This is a genomic window from Kitasatospora sp. NPDC001664 (assembly GCF_053596675.1).
Window position 1 is genome coordinate 166121 of sequence record NZ_JBSFGS010000005.1, and the last position, 16280, is coordinate 182400.

At 73.4% G+C, this 16280-nt stretch carries 16 protein-coding genes; 6 read left to right on the top strand and 10 right to left on the bottom strand.

Annotated features, from left to right (window positions below; genetic code table 11):
- Positions 1–52 precede the first annotated feature (52 nt).
- A complete protein-coding gene (locus ACWCYY_RS09565; protein ID WP_449795593.1) occupies positions 53–1765 on the bottom strand; it encodes a DUF885 domain-containing protein in 1713 nt (570 codons plus the stop codon).
- A 96-nt stretch (positions 1766–1861) separates the two neighbouring features.
- Positions 1862–2548 (bottom strand): rhomboid-like protein, encoded by a 687-nt coding sequence (locus tag ACWCYY_RS09570; RefSeq protein ID WP_345290081.1) that lies wholly within the window; start codon positions 2546–2548, stop codon positions 1862–1864.
- Between the two features lie 143 nt (positions 2549–2691).
- On the opposite strand from ACWCYY_RS09570, the gene ACWCYY_RS09575 reads away from it, so the two are divergent.
- Positions 2692–3459 (top strand): TetR/AcrR family transcriptional regulator, encoded by a 768-nt coding sequence (locus ACWCYY_RS09575; RefSeq protein ID WP_449795594.1) that lies wholly within the window; start codon positions 2692–2694, stop codon positions 3457–3459.
- A 142-nt stretch (positions 3460–3601) separates the two neighbouring features.
- On the opposite strand, the gene ACWCYY_RS09580 is transcribed toward ACWCYY_RS09575, so the two are convergent.
- On the bottom strand, positions 3602–4453 hold the full coding sequence (locus ACWCYY_RS09580) for a fumarylacetoacetate hydrolase family protein (RefSeq protein ID WP_449795595.1): 852 nt from the start codon (positions 4451–4453) through the stop codon (positions 3602–3604).
- A 199-nt stretch (positions 4454–4652) separates the two neighbouring features.
- On the opposite strand from ACWCYY_RS09580, the gene ACWCYY_RS09585 reads away from it, so the two are divergent.
- From ACWCYY_RS09585 to ACWCYY_RS09605, 5 genes are read left to right on the top strand one after another with little or no spacing between them, the layout of a single operon-like run.
- Positions 4653–5597 (top strand): STM4015 family protein, encoded by a 945-nt coding sequence (locus tag ACWCYY_RS09585; protein WP_449795596.1) that lies wholly within the window; start codon positions 4653–4655, stop codon positions 5595–5597.
- Complete coding sequence (locus tag ACWCYY_RS09590) at positions 5594–6673, top strand: STM4014 family protein (protein WP_449795597.1); 1080 nt, start codon at positions 5594–5596, stop codon at positions 6671–6673. Before ACWCYY_RS09585 ends, ACWCYY_RS09590 begins: the two co-directional genes overlap by 4 nt.
- Before the next feature lie 29 nt (positions 6674–6702).
- A complete protein-coding gene (locus ACWCYY_RS09595) occupies positions 6703–7533 on the top strand; it encodes an STM4013/SEN3800 family hydrolase (RefSeq protein WP_345290246.1) in 831 nt (276 codons plus the stop codon).
- Complete coding sequence (locus ACWCYY_RS09600; protein WP_345290075.1) at positions 7530–8828, top strand: STM4012 family radical SAM protein; 1299 nt, start codon at positions 7530–7532, stop codon at positions 8826–8828. Before ACWCYY_RS09595 ends, ACWCYY_RS09600 begins: the two co-directional genes overlap by 4 nt.
- Positions 8825–9772 (top strand): STM4011 family radical SAM protein, encoded by a 948-nt coding sequence (locus tag ACWCYY_RS09605; RefSeq protein WP_449795598.1) that lies wholly within the window; start codon positions 8825–8827, stop codon positions 9770–9772. The genes ACWCYY_RS09600 and ACWCYY_RS09605 overlap by 4 nt, the downstream gene beginning before the upstream one ends.
- On the opposite strand, the gene ACWCYY_RS09610 is transcribed toward ACWCYY_RS09605, so the two are convergent.
- The 7 genes from ACWCYY_RS09610 to ACWCYY_RS09640 form a co-directional block, all read right to left on the bottom strand.
- The gene (locus ACWCYY_RS09610; protein ID WP_449795599.1) at positions 9705–10868 is read right to left on the bottom strand and encodes a protein kinase domain-containing protein; all 1164 of its coding nucleotides are present in this window, start codon (positions 10866–10868) and stop codon (positions 9705–9707) included. The genes ACWCYY_RS09605 and ACWCYY_RS09610 overlap by 68 nt on opposite strands.
- Before the next feature lie 73 nt (positions 10869–10941).
- Positions 10942–11910 (bottom strand): ABC transporter substrate-binding protein, encoded by a 969-nt coding sequence (locus ACWCYY_RS09615; RefSeq protein ID WP_380150124.1) that lies wholly within the window; start codon positions 11908–11910, stop codon positions 10942–10944.
- A 20-nt stretch (positions 11911–11930) separates the two neighbouring features.
- Complete coding sequence (locus ACWCYY_RS09620) at positions 11931–12698, bottom strand: amino acid ABC transporter ATP-binding protein (protein ID WP_345290071.1); 768 nt, start codon at positions 12696–12698, stop codon at positions 11931–11933.
- On the bottom strand, positions 12695–13642 hold the full coding sequence (locus ACWCYY_RS09625; protein WP_345290070.1) for an amino acid ABC transporter permease: 948 nt from the start codon (positions 13640–13642) through the stop codon (positions 12695–12697). The genes ACWCYY_RS09620 and ACWCYY_RS09625 overlap by 4 nt, the downstream gene beginning before the upstream one ends.
- 2 nt (positions 13643–13644) lie before the next feature.
- The gene (locus ACWCYY_RS09630; RefSeq protein WP_345290069.1) at positions 13645–14580 is read right to left on the bottom strand and encodes an ABC transporter substrate-binding protein; all 936 of its coding nucleotides are present in this window, start codon (positions 14578–14580) and stop codon (positions 13645–13647) included.
- Positions 14577–15089, bottom strand: coding sequence for a GNAT family N-acetyltransferase (locus ACWCYY_RS09635; RefSeq protein ID WP_345290068.1), 513 nt, complete (start codon positions 15087–15089; stop codon positions 14577–14579). Before ACWCYY_RS09635 ends, ACWCYY_RS09630 begins: the two co-directional genes overlap by 4 nt.
- A complete protein-coding gene (locus ACWCYY_RS09640) occupies positions 15086–16216 on the bottom strand; it encodes an LLM class flavin-dependent oxidoreductase (protein ID WP_449795600.1) in 1131 nt (376 codons plus the stop codon). The genes ACWCYY_RS09635 and ACWCYY_RS09640 overlap by 4 nt, the downstream gene beginning before the upstream one ends.
- Between the last annotated feature and the right edge of the window lie 64 nt (positions 16217–16280).

The following is a 16280-nucleotide window of genomic DNA, read 5'->3' on the forward strand; positions in this document are numbered from 1 at the left end:
GGGTGAGCGGCAATTCGGCCGCCCGGGCCGGTGCCCGGGCGGCCGTCCGCCGCTACAGTGCGGCCAGCACCTCGACCAGGTCGTCCAGGCCCAGCGAGCCCTGGGAGAGCGCGGCCATGTGCCAGGCCTTCTGGTCGAACTCCTCGCCGCGGGCCGCGGCGGCGGCACGGGCCGCCTCGCGGCCGCGCAGCCAGGCCCGCTCGCCGAGCTTGTAGCCGATCGCCTGGCCGGGCAGGCCGAGGTAGCGGATCAGCTCGCTGTCCAGGAACTCGACCGAGAGCCCGCAGTAACGGCCGAAGAACTCCCGGGCGTCGTCGGGCAGCATCGCCTCGCCGGGCTTGAACGGCGAGTCGGCCGGGAAGTCCAGGCCGACGTGCATGCCGATGTCCACGATCACCCGCAGCGCGCGCATCATCTGCGCGTTCAGGTAGCCGAGCCGGTGGCCGGGGTCGGTCAGGTACCCGAGCTCGTCCATCAGGCGCTCGGCGTACAGGGCCCAGCCCTCCAGGTTGGCGCTCACGCCGCCGAGGGTGACCTGATAGGTCGACAGCCTGTCCGCGCAGTACGTCCACTGGGCCAGCTGGAGGTGGTGGCCGGGGACGCCCTCGTGGTACCAGGTGGAGACCAGGTCCCAGACCGGGAAGCTCTCCCGGCCCAGCAGCGGCAGCCAGGTGCGGCCGGGGCGGGAGAAGTCCAGCGAGGGGGCGGTGTAGTACGGGGCGGCGGCGCTGCCGGGCGGGGCGATCCGGGACTCGACCTGCAGCAGCGGGTCGGCCAGGTCGAAGTGCACGCCCTGGAGGTCGCTCATCGCCTGGTCCATCAGGCCCTGGAGGTACTCCCGGACGGCCTCCTCCCCCCGGATCGCCGGGCCGTCCTTCTCCAGCCAGGCCATCGCCTCCATCGGGGTGGCTCCGGGCAGCACCTTGCCGGCCTCGGCCCGCATCTGCGCGTCCAGCTCGTGGAACTGGCCCCAGGCCCAGGCGTACGCCTCGTCCAGGTCGAGGTCGGAGCCGGTCCAGTAGCGGACCCAGCGGGCGTACCGCTCGCGGCCGACGGTGTCGGACTGGCCGGCGGCGGCCGCGCCGTAGACGTCGCGCAGCCAGTCGCGCAGCTCGGCGAAGGCCTCGGCGGCGGAGACGGCGGCCGCCGTCAGGGCCTCCCGCTGCTCGGCGGGGGCCGGCTCGACGAAGCGGCCGAACCAGCCGCCCGGGCCGCCCTCCAGCCACTCCTCCAACTGGCCGACCACGGTGGTGACCTGACGGGGGCCCGAGAGCAGGCCGCGCTCGATGCCCTCGGCGAGCAGCTCGCGGTAGCCGGCCAGGGTGGCGGGCACCCGGGCGAGTCTGCGGCCGATCAGCTCCCACTGCTCCGGGGTCCCGGTGGGCAGCAGGTCGAAGATCTCGCGGACGCCGTGCAGCGGGGAGGAGAGGTTGCGGACGGCGCGGAAGTCCTCGCCGGCCTCGTGGACGGCCAGCTCCGCGGTCAGCCGCTCGCGCAGCAGCCGGGCGCAGCGGCGCTCGGCCTCGTCGGCGGCCGCACCGGCCGCCTCCGCCGCGTCCAGCCGCGCCAGGGTGTGGCGGGCCAGCTCGGCCACGGCGGCCTGGCCGGCCGGGGAGAGGTCGGGGAGCCGGTCGTCGTCCTGCGGCCCCAGCCCGAGGTAGACCGCGGTCAGCGGGTCGAGGGCGACCAGGGCGTGGACGTACGCGTCGGCGATGCGGCGCGGGGTGGAGCCGTCGCTGTCGGAGTTGATCAGTGGTTCAACCATCCGGACATCCTCGCGCAGGCGGGCCGGTTTGCAAGCCCCCCGGAGAGGGATGCCGGGGCGCCGCCGGAAACTGCCCCCGGCAGTTCGGACCGACCGTCAGGGGGCGGCACGGCGGCGCAGGGCGCGCAGGGCCTCGACCGGGTCCCAGACCGGGCGGCCGCGGGCGAAGCGGTAGAAGCTCAGGCCGATCAGCACCGAGCAGAAGTGGCCGAGGTCGGTGAAGGTGTGCGAGGTGATCAGCGGGAGGAGGTAGAAGAAGAGCAGGCCGGTGCCGTAGACCCAGCGCCAGCGGCCGGCGAACCGGTAGGTGAGCACGCCCTCGACCCCGGCCAGCGCGTAGGAGACCCCCACGTCCACCGTGGTGGCCATGTTCTCCGGCAGCCGTCCGGCGTCCACTCCCCAGGCGACGATGCCCTCGCTGATGAAGGTGGCCAGCACGTGCGCGGTGAGCGCGACGGCCAGCCAGCGCAGGGTGCCGAGCCAGCGCTCGGCCGGGACGTGGAAGACGTTGAAGATCACGAAGTAGAAGGGGAAGGAGGCGGACTCGGTCCAGATCGCGCTGGCCAGCAGGGCGTGCACCGGGTGCGAGCGCAGCTGGTCGATGTTGGTGGACCGCTTCCCCAGGAACCAGTCCAGGTTGGCCGGGTCGATCCGGGCCACCACGAAGCTGGTGCAGGCCAGCAGCAGCAGCCAGGTGAAGGTGCCGGGCGCCGCCCTGACGTACCGCCAGACCGCCTGCCCCGCGCGGGCGGCCGCGCCCCGGCGCACGGGCTGCTCGTTCACGCTCTCCTGCAACCCGACTCCCTCGCTGGTGCGGCCGACGCTGACATGATGGTCCGTTATGTCCGCTTCATCGGGCCGCCCCGCCGAAACCGGAGCAGATCGGGGGAGGGGTGGAGGCCGGGCGGGCGGCTACCCTGACGGCCATGACTGCGACGATCCCGACCACGGACCCGGCACCGGCACTGGCTCCGGCCACGGCCACGGCGGAGGTCCCGGCGGACCCGGCCACGGCGACGCGGCGGCCCGGATACCGGCGGCTGCCCGTGCAGCAACGTCGGGAGCAGCTGATCGCGGTGGCGCTGGAGCTGTTCGCCTCCCGCCCTCCGGAGGAGGTCAGCCTCGACGACGTGGCCGAGGCGGCCGGCGCCTCCCGGCCGCTGGTCTACCGGTACTTCGCCGGAAAGCAGCAGCTCTACGAGGCCGCCCTGCGCAGCGCGGCGGAGGAGCTGTCGGGCCGTTTCACCGTGCCGCCGGACGGCACGCCGACCGAGCAGCTGGCCGCGGTCCTGGACCGGTACTTCGAGTTCGTGGCCGAGCACCACACCGGGTACGGGGCGCTGCTGCGCGGCGGGTCCGTGGTGGAGACGGCGCGGACCGGGGCGATCGTGGACGAGGTGCGGCGGGTCGCGCTGCGGCGGACGCTGCGGCACCTCGGGGTGCGGGAGGCCGCGGGACCGCGGCTGACCCTGCTGGTCCGCTCCTGGATCTCGGTGGTCGAGGCCTCGGCGCTGACCTGGCTCGACGAGGGGCGCCAGATCGAGCCGGAGTCGCTGCGGGACTGGCTGATCGACCAGTTCGTGGTGATGACCGCCGCGACCGCCGCCCACGACCCGCAGACCGCAGGGGTGTTGACCGCCCTCCTGGACCGCGACCCGCAGGCGGTCGCCCTCCTGCACCGCCTGGGCCGTTAGGGGCGCGAGGAACTGCGCGGGTCGGGAGGCGGCCCACCGGCAACTGAACCGCCGTCAGCCGGTTGCACGTGCTGCCTTTCCACCGCGCGCAGTTCCCCGCGCCCCCGGTGTGACCACTTCCGTCAGCCAGGTGCGCCGTTCGTCAGGCCTTGCCGAGGACCTGGCGTTGGCGGCCGAGGCCGGTGACCTCGAGTTCGACCACGTCGGCGGGCTGGAGGAACGGGGTGCCCGGGCGGCCGAGGGTGACGCCGGCGGGGGTGCCGGTGACGATGACGTCGCCGGGCTCCAGGACCATGAAGTGGCTGAGGTAGCGGACCAGTTCGACCACCGGGAAGATCATCTCGGCGGTGGTGCCGTCCTGCCGGAGCTCGCCGTTGACCCAGAGGCGCAGCCCCAGCTCCTGCGGGTCCCCGGCCTCGTCCGGGGTGACCAGCCAGGGGCCGAGCGGGGTGAAGGTCTCGGCGGACTTGCCCTTGTCCCACTGGCCGCCGCGGTCGAACTGGAAGGCCCGCTCGGTCACGTCGTTGACCACCGCGTACCCGGCGATCGCCGCGGCCGCGGCCTCGTGGTCGTCCAGGTACCGGGCCGTCCGCCCGATCACCACGGCCAGTTCGACCTCGTAGTCGGTCTTGGTGCTGCCGCGCGGCACCAGGACCTCGTCGTACGGACCGACCACCGTGTTGGAGGACTTGAGGAAGACCACCGGCTCGGCCGGGATCGCCGCGCCGGCCTCCGCCGCGTGGTCACGGTAGTTGAGGCCGATCCCGACCACCTTGCCCGGCCGGGCGACCGGGGCGCCGGTGCGCTCGCCCTCGATCGAGGTGACCGGCAGCTCGCCGGCCGCGACGGCCCGGGCGAGCCCGGCCGGGTCGAGCGCGGCCAGGAAGGCCCCGTCGATGTCGCCGGTGATCCCGGAGAGGTCGTACGCGGTGCCGTCCTGCCCGAGCACCACGGGGCGCTCGGCGCCCTGGGGGCCGACTCGGAGGAGCTTCACTGCCCATCACCACCTGGTTCGTCGCATGCCATGGAGGAGCATCCGAGGTATATCAACCGCCGGAGCCTTCGATCCAGAGGTGTCCAGTCGGCGGATTCCTATCAATTCATCCAAGCCGCCGGAGCACCGATTCGGTGTCCAGCACGCTTGACAGCGGGCCACCGGTGCTCCGTCGGAGCTGACTGGTAGACAGGTGCCCATGGCGATCAGCAAGCACATCGAGGAGTTCCACGGGCTCCCGGTCCACGACTTCACCGACCACGAGGGCACGCCCGATGCCGGGCCCGCGCCGGAGTCGGTGGCCTGGCGGGTGCAGGTGGAGTACGACGGGGGCCAGGACTTCGCGGCGGTCTGGGCGGCCTTCACCGCGGCGGTGGACACCACGCGGGTGCGGGCCCTGGTGATCGGGCCGTGGTGGGAGGAGGAGTACGAGCTGGTGACCCCGGTGGTCACCGCGCTGGTGGCGGACGCCGCGCGCTTCCCGCAGCTGCGGGGGCTCTTCCTCGGTGAGGTCACCTTCGAGGAGTGCGAGATCTCCTGGCTCCAGATGGACGACGTCACCCCGTTGCTGACGGCCTATCCGGAGCTGACGGAGCTGGTGGTCCGCGGCGCCGACGGCGACTACGAGGGCAACGGCGGGCTGAGGCTGGAGCCGGTGAAGCACCAGCACCTGCGGGCGCTGCGCTTCGAGTCCGGCGGGCTGCCGGGCGAGGTGGTGCGGTCGGTGCTGGCCTCCGACCTGCCGGCGCTGGAGCGGCTGGAGTTCTGGCTGGGCACCTCCGACTACGGCGCCAGCTACACCGACGAGGACCTCGCCCCGCTGCTCTCCGGCGAGCTGTTCCCCGCCCTGCGCCACCTCGGTCTGGAGAACGGCATGCGGCAGGACGCGCTGGCCGCCGCCGTGGCCGCCGCCCCGCTGACCGCCCGCCTGGAGGGGCTGAGCCTGGCCCTCGGCACCCTGACCGACGCGGGAGCGGACGCCCTGCTCGGGCTGACCCACCTCAAGCGCCTCGACCTGCACCACCACTACCTCACCGAGGCCGCGCAGGAGCGGCTGCGCGCCGCTCTGCCCGGCGTCGAGCTGGACCTCTCGGGGGCCGAGGACCCGGAGGACGACTGGCGGTACGTGGCGAACGGCGAATGACGGTCCGTCACGCGGTCGTCGGCCACCCGGGCCACCGCCGGGTGGAGCTCTTCGCGGCGGCGGTCCGGGCGGCCGGGCTGCCCGAGCCGGTGCTGCTGCCCTGGCGGGAGGTGCTGCGCGGCGCGGTCGAGGTCCCCGAGGGCGCCGCCGTCCGGGTGGACTCCCCCGGCGAGGACCCGGAGGTGGACGCGCTGCTGCGCGGCCCCGGGTACGCGCCGACCCGGGTGGAGGGGAGCGCCGCCTGGTACGCCGGGCTGCTGCGCGGCCTGGGCACCCTGGCGGAGGCGGTCGGCCGCGCCCCCGGCGCCCGGCTGCTGGCCGACCCGGCCCAGGTGGCCGTGGTCTGCGACAAGCGGGCCACCCACGCACTGATGACGGCTCACGGCGTCCCGGTGCCCCGGGCGCTCGGCGGCGGGCCGGTCGAGGGCTGGGACGGGCTGCGCCGGCGGCTGGCGGAGGCGGGGCTGAACCGGGTCTTCGTGAAGCCCGCGCACGGCTCCTCCGCCGCCGGGGTGGTGGCGCTGGAGTTCGGCCCGCGCGGCCGGGTGCACGCCACCACCTCGGTGGAGCTCGCCCCGGACGGGCTGCACAACTCGCTCCGGGTCCGCCGCTACACCGCCGAGGCCGAGATCGCCGCGATCGTCGACCGGCTGGCCCCGGACGGGCTGCACGTGGAGCGGTGGGTGCCCAAGGCCGCGCTCGGCGGCCGCTCGGCCGACCTGCGTCTGGTGGTGGTGCGCGGCGAGGTCACCCATGTGGTGGCCAGGACCGCCGCCGGACCGCTGACCAACCTCCACCTGGGCGGCCGCCGGGGCGGGCCGGCGGAGCTGCGGGCCGCCGCCGGCCCGCACTGGGCCAGGCTGCTGGAGCTCGGCGCACGGGCCGCCGCCTGCCTGCCCGGCCTGCCGATGGTGGGCGTGGACGTGCTGCCCTCGGCCGGCTGGCGGCGCTCGTACGTCGGCGAGGTGAACGCCTTCGGCGACCTGCTGCCGAACCTGCCCGGCCTCCCCGAGGGCCCCGCCCCCGGGCTCGACACCTACGGCGCCCAGATCGCGGCGCTGCTCGGAGAACAGTGAAGACACCCGACCTGCCCCACACCCCCGACATGAACGAGGTGGTCGGCAGCCACGACCTGCTGCTGGTCACCCTGGACACGCTCCGCTACGACGTGGCCGAGGAGCTGGCCGCCGCCGGGCGGCTGCCGAACCTCACCGCCGTGCTCCCGGGCGGCCGTTGGGAGCGGCGGCACTCCCCCGGCAGCTTCACCTACGCCGCCCACCAGGCGATCCTGGCCGGCTTCCTGCCCACCCCGGCCTCGCCGGACGGGCCGCACCCGCGCCTGTTCGCGGCCCGGTTCGGCGGCTCGGAGACCACCGCCGAGCGGACCTGGGTCTTCGACGCGCCCGACCTGCCCACCGCCCTGGCCGCCGCCGGGTACCGGACGGTCTGCATCGGCGGGGTCGGCTTCTTCAACAAGCAGGGTCCGCTCGGCTCGGTGCTGCCCGGGATGTTCCAGGAGAGCCACTGGGAGCCGGAGTTCGGCGTCCCCTCGCCCACCTCCTTCGAGGCCCAGGTGGCCCGCGCCGAGCAGGTCGCGGCGGCCCAGCCGCCGGAGCAGCCGCTCTTCCTGCTGCTCAACGTCTCCGCCCTGCACCAGCCCAACTGGTTCCACCTCCCCGGGGCCACCCGCGAGGACGGCGACACCCGGGCCAGCCACGCCGCCGCGCTGGAGTACGTGGACGCCCACCTCGGGCGTCTGTTCGCCGCGATGAGCGCCCGGCGGCCCTGCTTCGCCGTCGTCTGCTCGGACCACGGCACCGCCTACGGCGAGGACGGCTACACCGGCCACCGGATCGGCCACGAGGTGGTCTGGACGGTGCCCTACGCACAGTTCTTTCTGGAACAGCACAGTTTCTTGGAGCAGCAGCGTTCATGAGGCCCTATCAGTCCTACGTCTACGCCTACCCGCACAAGACCGCCTACCGGCCGCTGCGGGACCGCCCCGCGCTCTCCGAGCTCTGGCAGGACGAGCCTCAGCAGGCGCTCTCGCTCTACGTGCACGTCCCGTTCTGCGAGGTGCGCTGCGGCTTCTGCAACCTCTTCACCCGGATCGGCAGCCCCGACGGCCTGACCACCGCCTACCTGGACGCCCTGGAGCGGCAGGCCGCGGCCGTCCGGTCCGCCCTGGACGAGGGGGCCCGGTTCGCCCTGGCGGCCTTCGGCGGCGGCACCCCGACCTACCTGACGGCGGGTGAGCTGGAGCGGCTCTGCGACCTGACGGAGCGTCACACCGGCGTGGACCTGCGGGCCGTGCCGCTCTCGGTGGAGGCCTCCCCGGCCACCGCCACCGCCGACCGGCTGGCGGTGCTGGCCGAGCGCGGCACCACCCGGCTGAGCCTGGGCGTGCAGTCCTTCGACGACCAGGAGGCCCGGGCGGCCGTCCGCCCGCAGAAGCGGGCCGAGGTGGAGGCGGCGCTGGGCCGGATCCGGGCGGCCGGCTTCCCGGTGCTCAACGTCGACCTGATCTACGGCATCGACGGCCAGACCGGGGCCAGCTGGCTGCGCTCGCTGGACGCCGCGCTGGCCTGGCGGCCGGAGGAGCTCTACCTCTACCCGCTCTACGTCCGTCCGCTGACCGGGCTGGCCCGCCGGGAGACCCCACAGGACTGGGACGGCCGGCGCCTGGCGCTCTACCGGACCGGGCGGGACCACCTGCTGGCGCAGGGGTACCGGCAGGTGTCGATGCGGATGTTCCGCCGTGCCGACGCTCCGGCCGAGGTGGCGGGCGAGTACAGCTGCCAGACCGACGGCATGGTGGGCCTGGGCTGCGGGGCGCGCTCCTACACCTCCCGGCTGCACTACTCCTTCGACTACGCGGTGGACCCGAAGGAGGTGCGCTCGATCATCGACTCCTACGTGGCCACCGAGGACTTCGGGCACGCCGAGGTGGGCCGCCCGATGACCGGCGACGAGGCCCGCCGCCGCCACCTGCTGCAGTCCCTGCTCCAGGCCGAAGGACTCGAACTCGACGACTACCGGAGTCGGTTCGGCTCCACCCCGGCCGAGGACTTCCCGGCCGAGCTGGCCTCCTTCGACGGGCGCGGCTGGCTGTCGGAGACCGGTGGCCGACTCGCGCTGACCGCCGAGGGGCTGGCGTACTCGGACGCGGTCGGCCCCGCCCTGTTCTCCCCGGCGGTGGCGGCGGCGATGGCGGAGTACGAGCTGCGATGACCACCTTCCTCGGCCTGCCCGGCCAACCGGCGCCGGTGCCACCGGAGTTGACCGTCCTCTACCGGGGCCCGCTGTCCTCCTGCGACTACGACTGTCCGTACTGCCCGTTCGCCAAGCGGCGGGACAGCCCGCAGACCCTGCGGGCCGACCGGGCCGCACTGGAGCGCTTCACCGCCTGGGCGCCGTCCCAGCCCGGCCTCTCGGTGCTCTTCACCCCCTGGGGCGAGGGGCTGGTCCGTTCCTGGTACCGGCGGGCGATGGTGCAGCTCAGCCGGCTGCCGAACGTCCGCCGGGTGGCGATCCAGACCAACCTCAGCTGCCGCACCGGCTGGCTGGCCGAGGCCGACCTGGACGCCCTCGCCCTCTGGGTGACGTACCACCCCGGGCAGGTGGCCCTCGACCGCTTCCTGGCCAAGTGCCGGGAGCTGGACGCGCTCGGCGTCCGGTACAGCGTCGGCATCGTCGGCCAGCCCGAACACCTGGACCCGGCAAGGGAGTTGCGAGCGGCACTGAACCCGTCGGTCTACCTCTGGGTGAACGCCGCCGAGGGCCGCACCTACACCGACGCCGAAGCGGCCGACTGGCAGGCCCTCGACCCGCTGTTCGCCTGGAGCCGCCACCCGCACCCCAGCGAGGGCCGCCCCTGCCGGACGGGCTCCTCGGTGGTCTCGGTCATGGGCGACGGCTCGGTGCAGCGCTGCCACTTCGTCCGTGCGCCGCTCGGCAACCTCTACGACGGCTCCTACCGGGCCGCACTGGCCGAGCGGCCCTGCCCGCTGCCGGTCTGCGACTGCCACATCGGGTACGTCCACCTGGAGACCCTGCCGCTGTACGAGGTCTTCGGCGCGGGCGTGCTGGAGCGCGTGCCGGAGGCGCTCAGCGGCCCACCAGCAGGGCGAGTTGACCGCCCACCGGCCCCGCCTGGCCGCCCAGCCGGGCGGTGAACCGGGCCAGGTCCCGGGCGGCGTCCTCGGCCACCAGGCCGGTGACGCCGGTGGCCAGCACGTCCGCCATCAGACCGGCCGCCTCGGGGTACCGGCCCTCGGCGGCCAGGCAGAGCGCCAGGTCGTGGCAGGCCCGCAGGGTGCGCGGGTCGTGCGGACCGCAGACCCGGGCGAACTCGCCGATCAGCGGCCAGAGCCGGCGGCCCGCCTCGGCCGGCGCCCCGGCCGAGGCCAGCGTCCAGGCCTCGTCCGCCCGTCGGCGCAGCTCGGCGGTGCTGGTCAGCGGGACCTCGGCCAGCCGGCGGGCCACCGTCAGCCCGTCCGGCGGCCGCTGCTCCGGGTCCTTGGCGAGCAGTTCGAGGATCAGCTCCTCCAGCTCGGCCGGCAGGCCCGGCACCCGCTCGCGCGGCCGCGGCGGCGGGTCGCTGACGTGGCCGTGCATCACCACGAAGACGTCCTCGGCGCCGAACGGCGGCTTCCCGACGCAGAGTTCGTAGAGGATGCAGCCGACCGAGTAGAGGTCGGAGCGGCCGTCCACCTTGGTGCCCGTCCACCGCTCGGGCGCCATGTAGGGCGGGCTGCCGATCACCGTGCCGACGGTGGTGAGCCCGGCCGCCCGGCCGTCCAGCCGGGCGATGCCGAAGTCCAGCACCTTGGCGGTGCCGGAGTCGGCGATCATGATGTTCTCCGGCTTGATGTCCCGGTGCACCACCCCGGCCCGGTGGGCGGCCGCCAGCGCCTCGCAGACCTGGCCCAACCACCGGAGTACCTCCGGGAGTTCGAGCTTCACCTGGCGGGCCAGCGCGGACAGCGGGCGGCCCCGGACCAGCTCCATCACCAGGAAGTGCAGGCCCTCGCTCTCCCCCAGGTCGTGCAGGGTGACGATGTGCGGGTGGTTCAGCGAGGCCACCGCCCGGGCCTCGTCGGTGAACCGCTCCAGGTCGGCCGGGCTCCGGTAGGCCGCCTCGGAGATCACCTTGACGGCGATCTCCCGGCCCAGCCGGGTGTCCTCGGCGCGCCAGACCACGCCGAAGCCACCCCTGCCCAGCTCGTCCACCAAGCGGTACTTGCCGTCCAGCACGTCCCCGGCCTGCATCCTGCTCTCCCCCAAGTCCGCCCGCGTCGAGGCGAGTCCACCACACCCGGGCGGCCGGGAGGAGAACTTCGGGCTACTGGTTGGTCTTCGGCAGACCGGGCGGGTTGAGCTCGGAGGACTGCACGGCCTCGTTCTCCAGCCCCCAGCGCTTGAGCACCTGGCCGTAGGTGCCGTTCTTGATGACCGTGTCCAGCGCCTGGTGCAGCGCGTTCACCAGGCCGTTGTCCTTCTTGGTGGTGGCACCGATCTTGCCGAGCACCTGGGCGCCGGCGCCCGAGTAGGTGCCGACGATCTCGGTCTCGCCGGTCTGCGCGGCGTGGAAGGCGGCGACCGGGTTGGGGCCGAGGTGGGCGTCGATCCGGCCGGAGCCCAGCGCCAGGTAGTAGTCGGAGGAGTTCTGGAAGTACTTGATGTCCACCGGCTTGAGGCCGTTCTTGACGTTCTCCTCGTTCCAGGCGACCAGCAGCTTCTCCTGGTTGGTGCCGGAGGAGACCGAGATGGTCTTGCCGGCCACGTCCTTGGGGCCGCTGACCTTCCAGCCGGAGCCCTTCTTGGCCTCGAAGCCCAGGATGTCCAGCCGGTAGGTGGCGAAGTCGTACTTCTCCTTGCGGGCCTCGGTGACGGTGATGTTGGACAGGCCCACGTCGTACTTGCCGGAGTCCAGGCCGACGAAGATGTTCTCCCAGGAGACCGGGTTGAGCTCGACCTTGAGGCCCAGCACGTCGCCGATCAGGAAGGCGACGTCCGGCTCCACCCCGATGATCGTCTTGTTGTCGTCGGCGTAGAAGTCCAGCGGCGGGACGGTGCCGAGCGAGTCGACCACCTTGAGCGTGCCGCGCTTGCGGATCTCCTCCGGGACGAGGGCCGCGATCGCGTCCACCTTGGCGGTGGAGACGCGCTTCTGGTCGGCCGTCAGGTTGACCTTGGTGCCGTCCGGCGCGGTGTTCCCCTTGCTCTCCGCCGCCGGGGCGGGGCCGCCGCAGGCGGCGAGCAGCAGGGCGAGCGCGGGCAGGGCGAGGAGGGAACGGCGGTGCGCGGACACGGTGACGGGCTCCATTCGGATCAGAGGACCTTGGCGAGGAAACTGCGGGTTCTGTCGTGCTGCGGGCGGTCCAGCACCTCGGCGGGCGGGCCCTGTTCGACCACCACGCCGCCGTCCATGAAGACCACCGTGTCGGCCACCTCGCGGGCGAAGCCGATCTCGTGGGTGACGACGATCATCGTGGTGCCGGCCTCGGCCAGGTCCTTGATGACGTCGAGCACCTCGCCGACCAGCTCCGGGTCGAGCGCCGAGGTGGGCTCGTCGAAGAGCAGCACCTTGGGCTCCAGGGCCAGCGCCCGGGCGATGGCGACGCGCTGCTGCTGGCCGCCCGAGAGCTGGCGCGGGTAGGCGTCGGCCTTGTCGGCCAGGCCGACCCGGTCCAGCAGGGCCAGCGCCTGCGCGCGGGCCTCGGCCTTGGGGCGGCGCAGCGCGCCGACCGGGGCCTCGGTGACGTTCTCCAGCACGGTCAGGTGCGGGAAGAGGTTGAAGTTCTGGAAGACGAAGCCGATGTGGGTGCGCTGGCGCAGCACCTCGCGCTCCTTGAGCTCGTACAGCTTGCCGCCCGAGCGCCGGTAGCCGATCAGCTCGCCGTCGATGGTGACGTGGCCGCGGTCGAGCTTCTCCAGGTGGTTGATGGCCCGCAGCAGGGTGGACTTGCCGGAGCCGGAGGGGCCGAGCACCACGGTGACCGACCCGGCCTCGACCTGGAGGTCGACCCCGCGCAGCACCTCCAGCCGGCCGAAGGACTTGCGGACGCCGCGGACGTCCACCATCGCGGTACTGGTCATGTCCGGCCTCCTGCGGCGACGGGGATCTGACGGAGCCTCGACCGCAGCTGCTGCCACGGGGTGGGCGGCGGGGTGCGGTCGGCGCCCCGGGCGTAGTGGCGCTCCAGGTAGTACTGGCCGATCGAGAGCAGGGTGGTGAGCACCACGTACCAGACGGTGGCCACCATCAGCAGCGGCACCACCCGGCCGGTCCGGCCGTAGACCACCTGGACCTGGTAGAAGAGTTCGCCGATCGCCATCACGTAGACGATGGAGGAGCCCTTGAAGAGCGAGATCACCTCGTTGCCGGCGTTCGGCAGGATGGCGCGCATGGCCTGCGGCAGCACGATCCGGCGCAGCTGGCGCAGCCGGGGGATGCCCAGCGCGGCGGCGGCCTCCAGTTGGCCGGCCTCCACCGAGATGACCCCGGCCCGGATGATCTCGGCCGCGTAGGCGGCCTGGTGCAGGGCCAGCCCGAGCACGGCGGCGCCGAGCGCGCCGAGCAGGTCCATGGTCTCGAAGCTGGCCACGGTCGGCCCGAACGGGATGCCGATCCCGAACTCCTTGTAGAGGTACGAGAGGTTGAACCAGAAGACCAGCTGGACGATCAGCGGGATGGAGCGGAAGGCCCAGACGTAGGCCCAGGCGATGGTCTGCAGGATGCGGCTCGGGGAGAGCCGCAGCAGGGCCACCACCGCTCCCAGGGCGAAGCCCAGCACCGTTCCGTAGAGGGTGAGTTGGAGGGTCACCCCGACGGACCTCAGGATGGTGTCGGCGGTGACGAAGGCCCGGAAGGTGGCCCAGTCCCAGCCGGGGTTGGTGGCCAGCCCGTGCAGGAACTGGGCCACCACCACCAGGGCCAGCACCCCGGCCACCAGCCGCCAGGGGTGGCGGGCCGGCACCACGGGCAGGTCGGCGAGGTCGTCCTCGGCCACCGCCGGCCGTTCGGTCACGGTCGCGGTCATGGTCAGGGCCTCTCGGGCGGGCTGATCTCGGACGCCGGGATGGCCGACTCAGCGGTACCCCACTTGGCCAGGATCTTGGCGTAGGTGCCGTTCTGGATCAGCTGGTTGACGGCTCCTTGGAAGGCCGGGGTGAGCGGGGAGCCCTTCTTGAAGGCGAAGCCGACGTCCAGCCGGCGGAACTCGCTGAGGAAGCGGGTGCCGGATGCGGGCTGGGCGGCCTGGTGGCGCAGGCCGTTGATGGTCGACATCACCAGGTCGACCTTGCCCTGCTGGAGGCTGGTCAGGGTGGCGCCCGAGTCGGAGTAGGCGCGCACCTCGTAGGTCTTCTTGCCGGCGTCGGTGCACACGTTCTTCTTGGCGTTCAGGGTGGTCTCGAAGGTGGTGCCCACGCCGGTGCCGATGGTCAGGCCGCAGAGGTCGTCGATGGTCTTCACCGGCTGCCGGGCGGTGTCGTCCTTGCGGACCGCGAAGCCCTGGCCGTCGTTGATGTAGGTGACGAAGTCGATGGTCTTCAGCCGGGCGGTGGTGACCCCGAAGTTGCCGGTGCCCAGGTCGAACTTGCCGCTGTCCAGGGCGGGGAGGATGGTCTCGAAGGCGGCCTCCTCGCGCTGGATCCTGATCCCCAGCACCTTGGCCACCGCGTCGGTGAAGTCCACGTCGATCCCGGCCGCCTTCTTCACCGCCGGGTCCGGGTAGAAGGCGCTCGGCGGGGTGCCGGAGGAACCGCCGAGCTTGAGCGTGCCGGCCTTGCGGACCTCCTCGGGCAGCAGGGCCGCGACCGAGTCGACCTTGGCGACGGCGGAGACCACGTCCTGGCTCGCCGCCGCCAGCGCCGAACTCCCGGCTGGGGAGGGGGCGTTGGCAGGACCGGAGCCGCAGGCGGTGGCCAGGGCCAGCGGCAGCAGGGCGGCGACGGTCAGGGCGGGGGTGCGTCTCACGGGGTCTGTGCCTTCCGGAACGGGTCGGGCTCGGTCAGGTGCAGGTGCTTCTCGAAGGGGAGCGGGCCGGTGTCGGGGCCGGGGGCGCCGGTGTCGAACAGCGGGGTCCAGCCGGCCGCCAGGTAGAGCGCCTTGGCCTCGGGCTGGCGCGGGCCGGTGGTGAGGTACATCCGCCGGTAGCCGGTGCGGGCGGCCTCGGCCTCCAGCTCGGCCAGCACCCGGCGGGCCAGGCCCCGGCGGCGGTGCGCCGAGTGCGTCCACATCCGCTTGACCTCGGCCGTGTCGTCCTCGTACCGGCGGTAGGCGCCGCCGGCCACCGGCTGACCGTCCGTCAGCAGGAGCAGCAGGGTGCCGTCCGGAGGGGCGAACTCGGCGGCCGGGAAGCGGGTCATCTCCTGGGCGCCGCCCGGGCCGTAGCGGGTGACGTACTCGTGGGTGAGCTCGCGGACCAGCGGCTCGGCGAGCGGGTCGTCCAGGCGGACCCGGCGGACCTCCAGCAGGCCGGTCATGCGGCGGCGGCCTCACCGGCGGCCGCCTTGGCCGCGTCCCGCTTGGCGACCTCCTCGCGGACGATCGGGATCACGTACCGGCCGAAGTCGACGGCGTCGTCCAGCAGGTCGTAGCCACGGGCGGAGAGGATGTCCACGCCGAGGTCGTAGTAGTCCAGCAGGGCCTGCGCCACCGTCTCCGGGGTGCCGACCAGGGCGTTGGAGTTGCCGGCCCCGCCGGTCGCGGCGGCGGTCGGGGTCCAGAGCGCCCGGTCGTAGCGCTCTCCGGCGGCGGCGATCTCCAGCAGCCGCTGGGAGCCGGTGTTCTCGGGAGCCCACTCGCCCTCCGCACCCTTGGGGCGCGGCAGCAGGCCGCTCTCCGAGACCCGGGTACGGATCCGGTCCACCGTGCGGTGCGCCTTCTCCCAGGCCAGCTCCTCGGTGGGCGCGATGATCGGGCGGAAGGCCACCTGGATCCGCGGCACGTCGGTGCGCCCGGCCTCCTTGGCCGCCTGCTTCACCCGCTCGATCTGCTCGGCGGTGCGGGCCAGCGGCTCGCCCCACAGGCAGAAGATGTCGGCCTCGGCCGCTCCGGCCGCGTAGGCGGCGTCCGAGGAGCCGCCGAAGGAGACCTGCGGGCGCGGCTGCTGGACCGGGAAGACGTCGGCGACGAAGTCCTCGAAGCGGTAGTACTCGCCGTGGTGGTCGAAGCGGCTGGTGGTGGTCCAGATCTTCTTCACCAGGGCGATGTACTCCCGGGTGCGGTCGTACCGCTGGTCCTTGGTGACGTAGTCGCCCTCGCGGCGCTGGTCCTGGTCGGTGCCGCCGGTGATGAAGTGCACCGTCAGGCGGCCGTCGCTGATCTGGTCCAGGGTGGCGAAGGTCTTGGCGGCGAAGGTCGGGTAGGAGACGTTCGGCCGGTGGGCCAGCAGGATCTGCAGGGTGTCCAGCTTGGAGGCGATGTACGCGGCGGCCGGCGCCGGGTCCGGCGAGCCGGACCCGTAGGCGAACAGCACCCGGTCCCAGCCGTGGTCCTCGTGGGCGCGGGCCAGCCGCAGGGTGTAGTCGCGGTCGAAGGCGCCGCCGCTGCGGGGGTTGGTCTCCGAGCCGTCGTTGGTGGCGGCGATACCGAGGAACTCGACGGGCATGGCGGGCCTTTCGGACGTGCGGACATGGCGGTGCGAGGGGAGGGGGTACGCGCGGCGGCGGGAG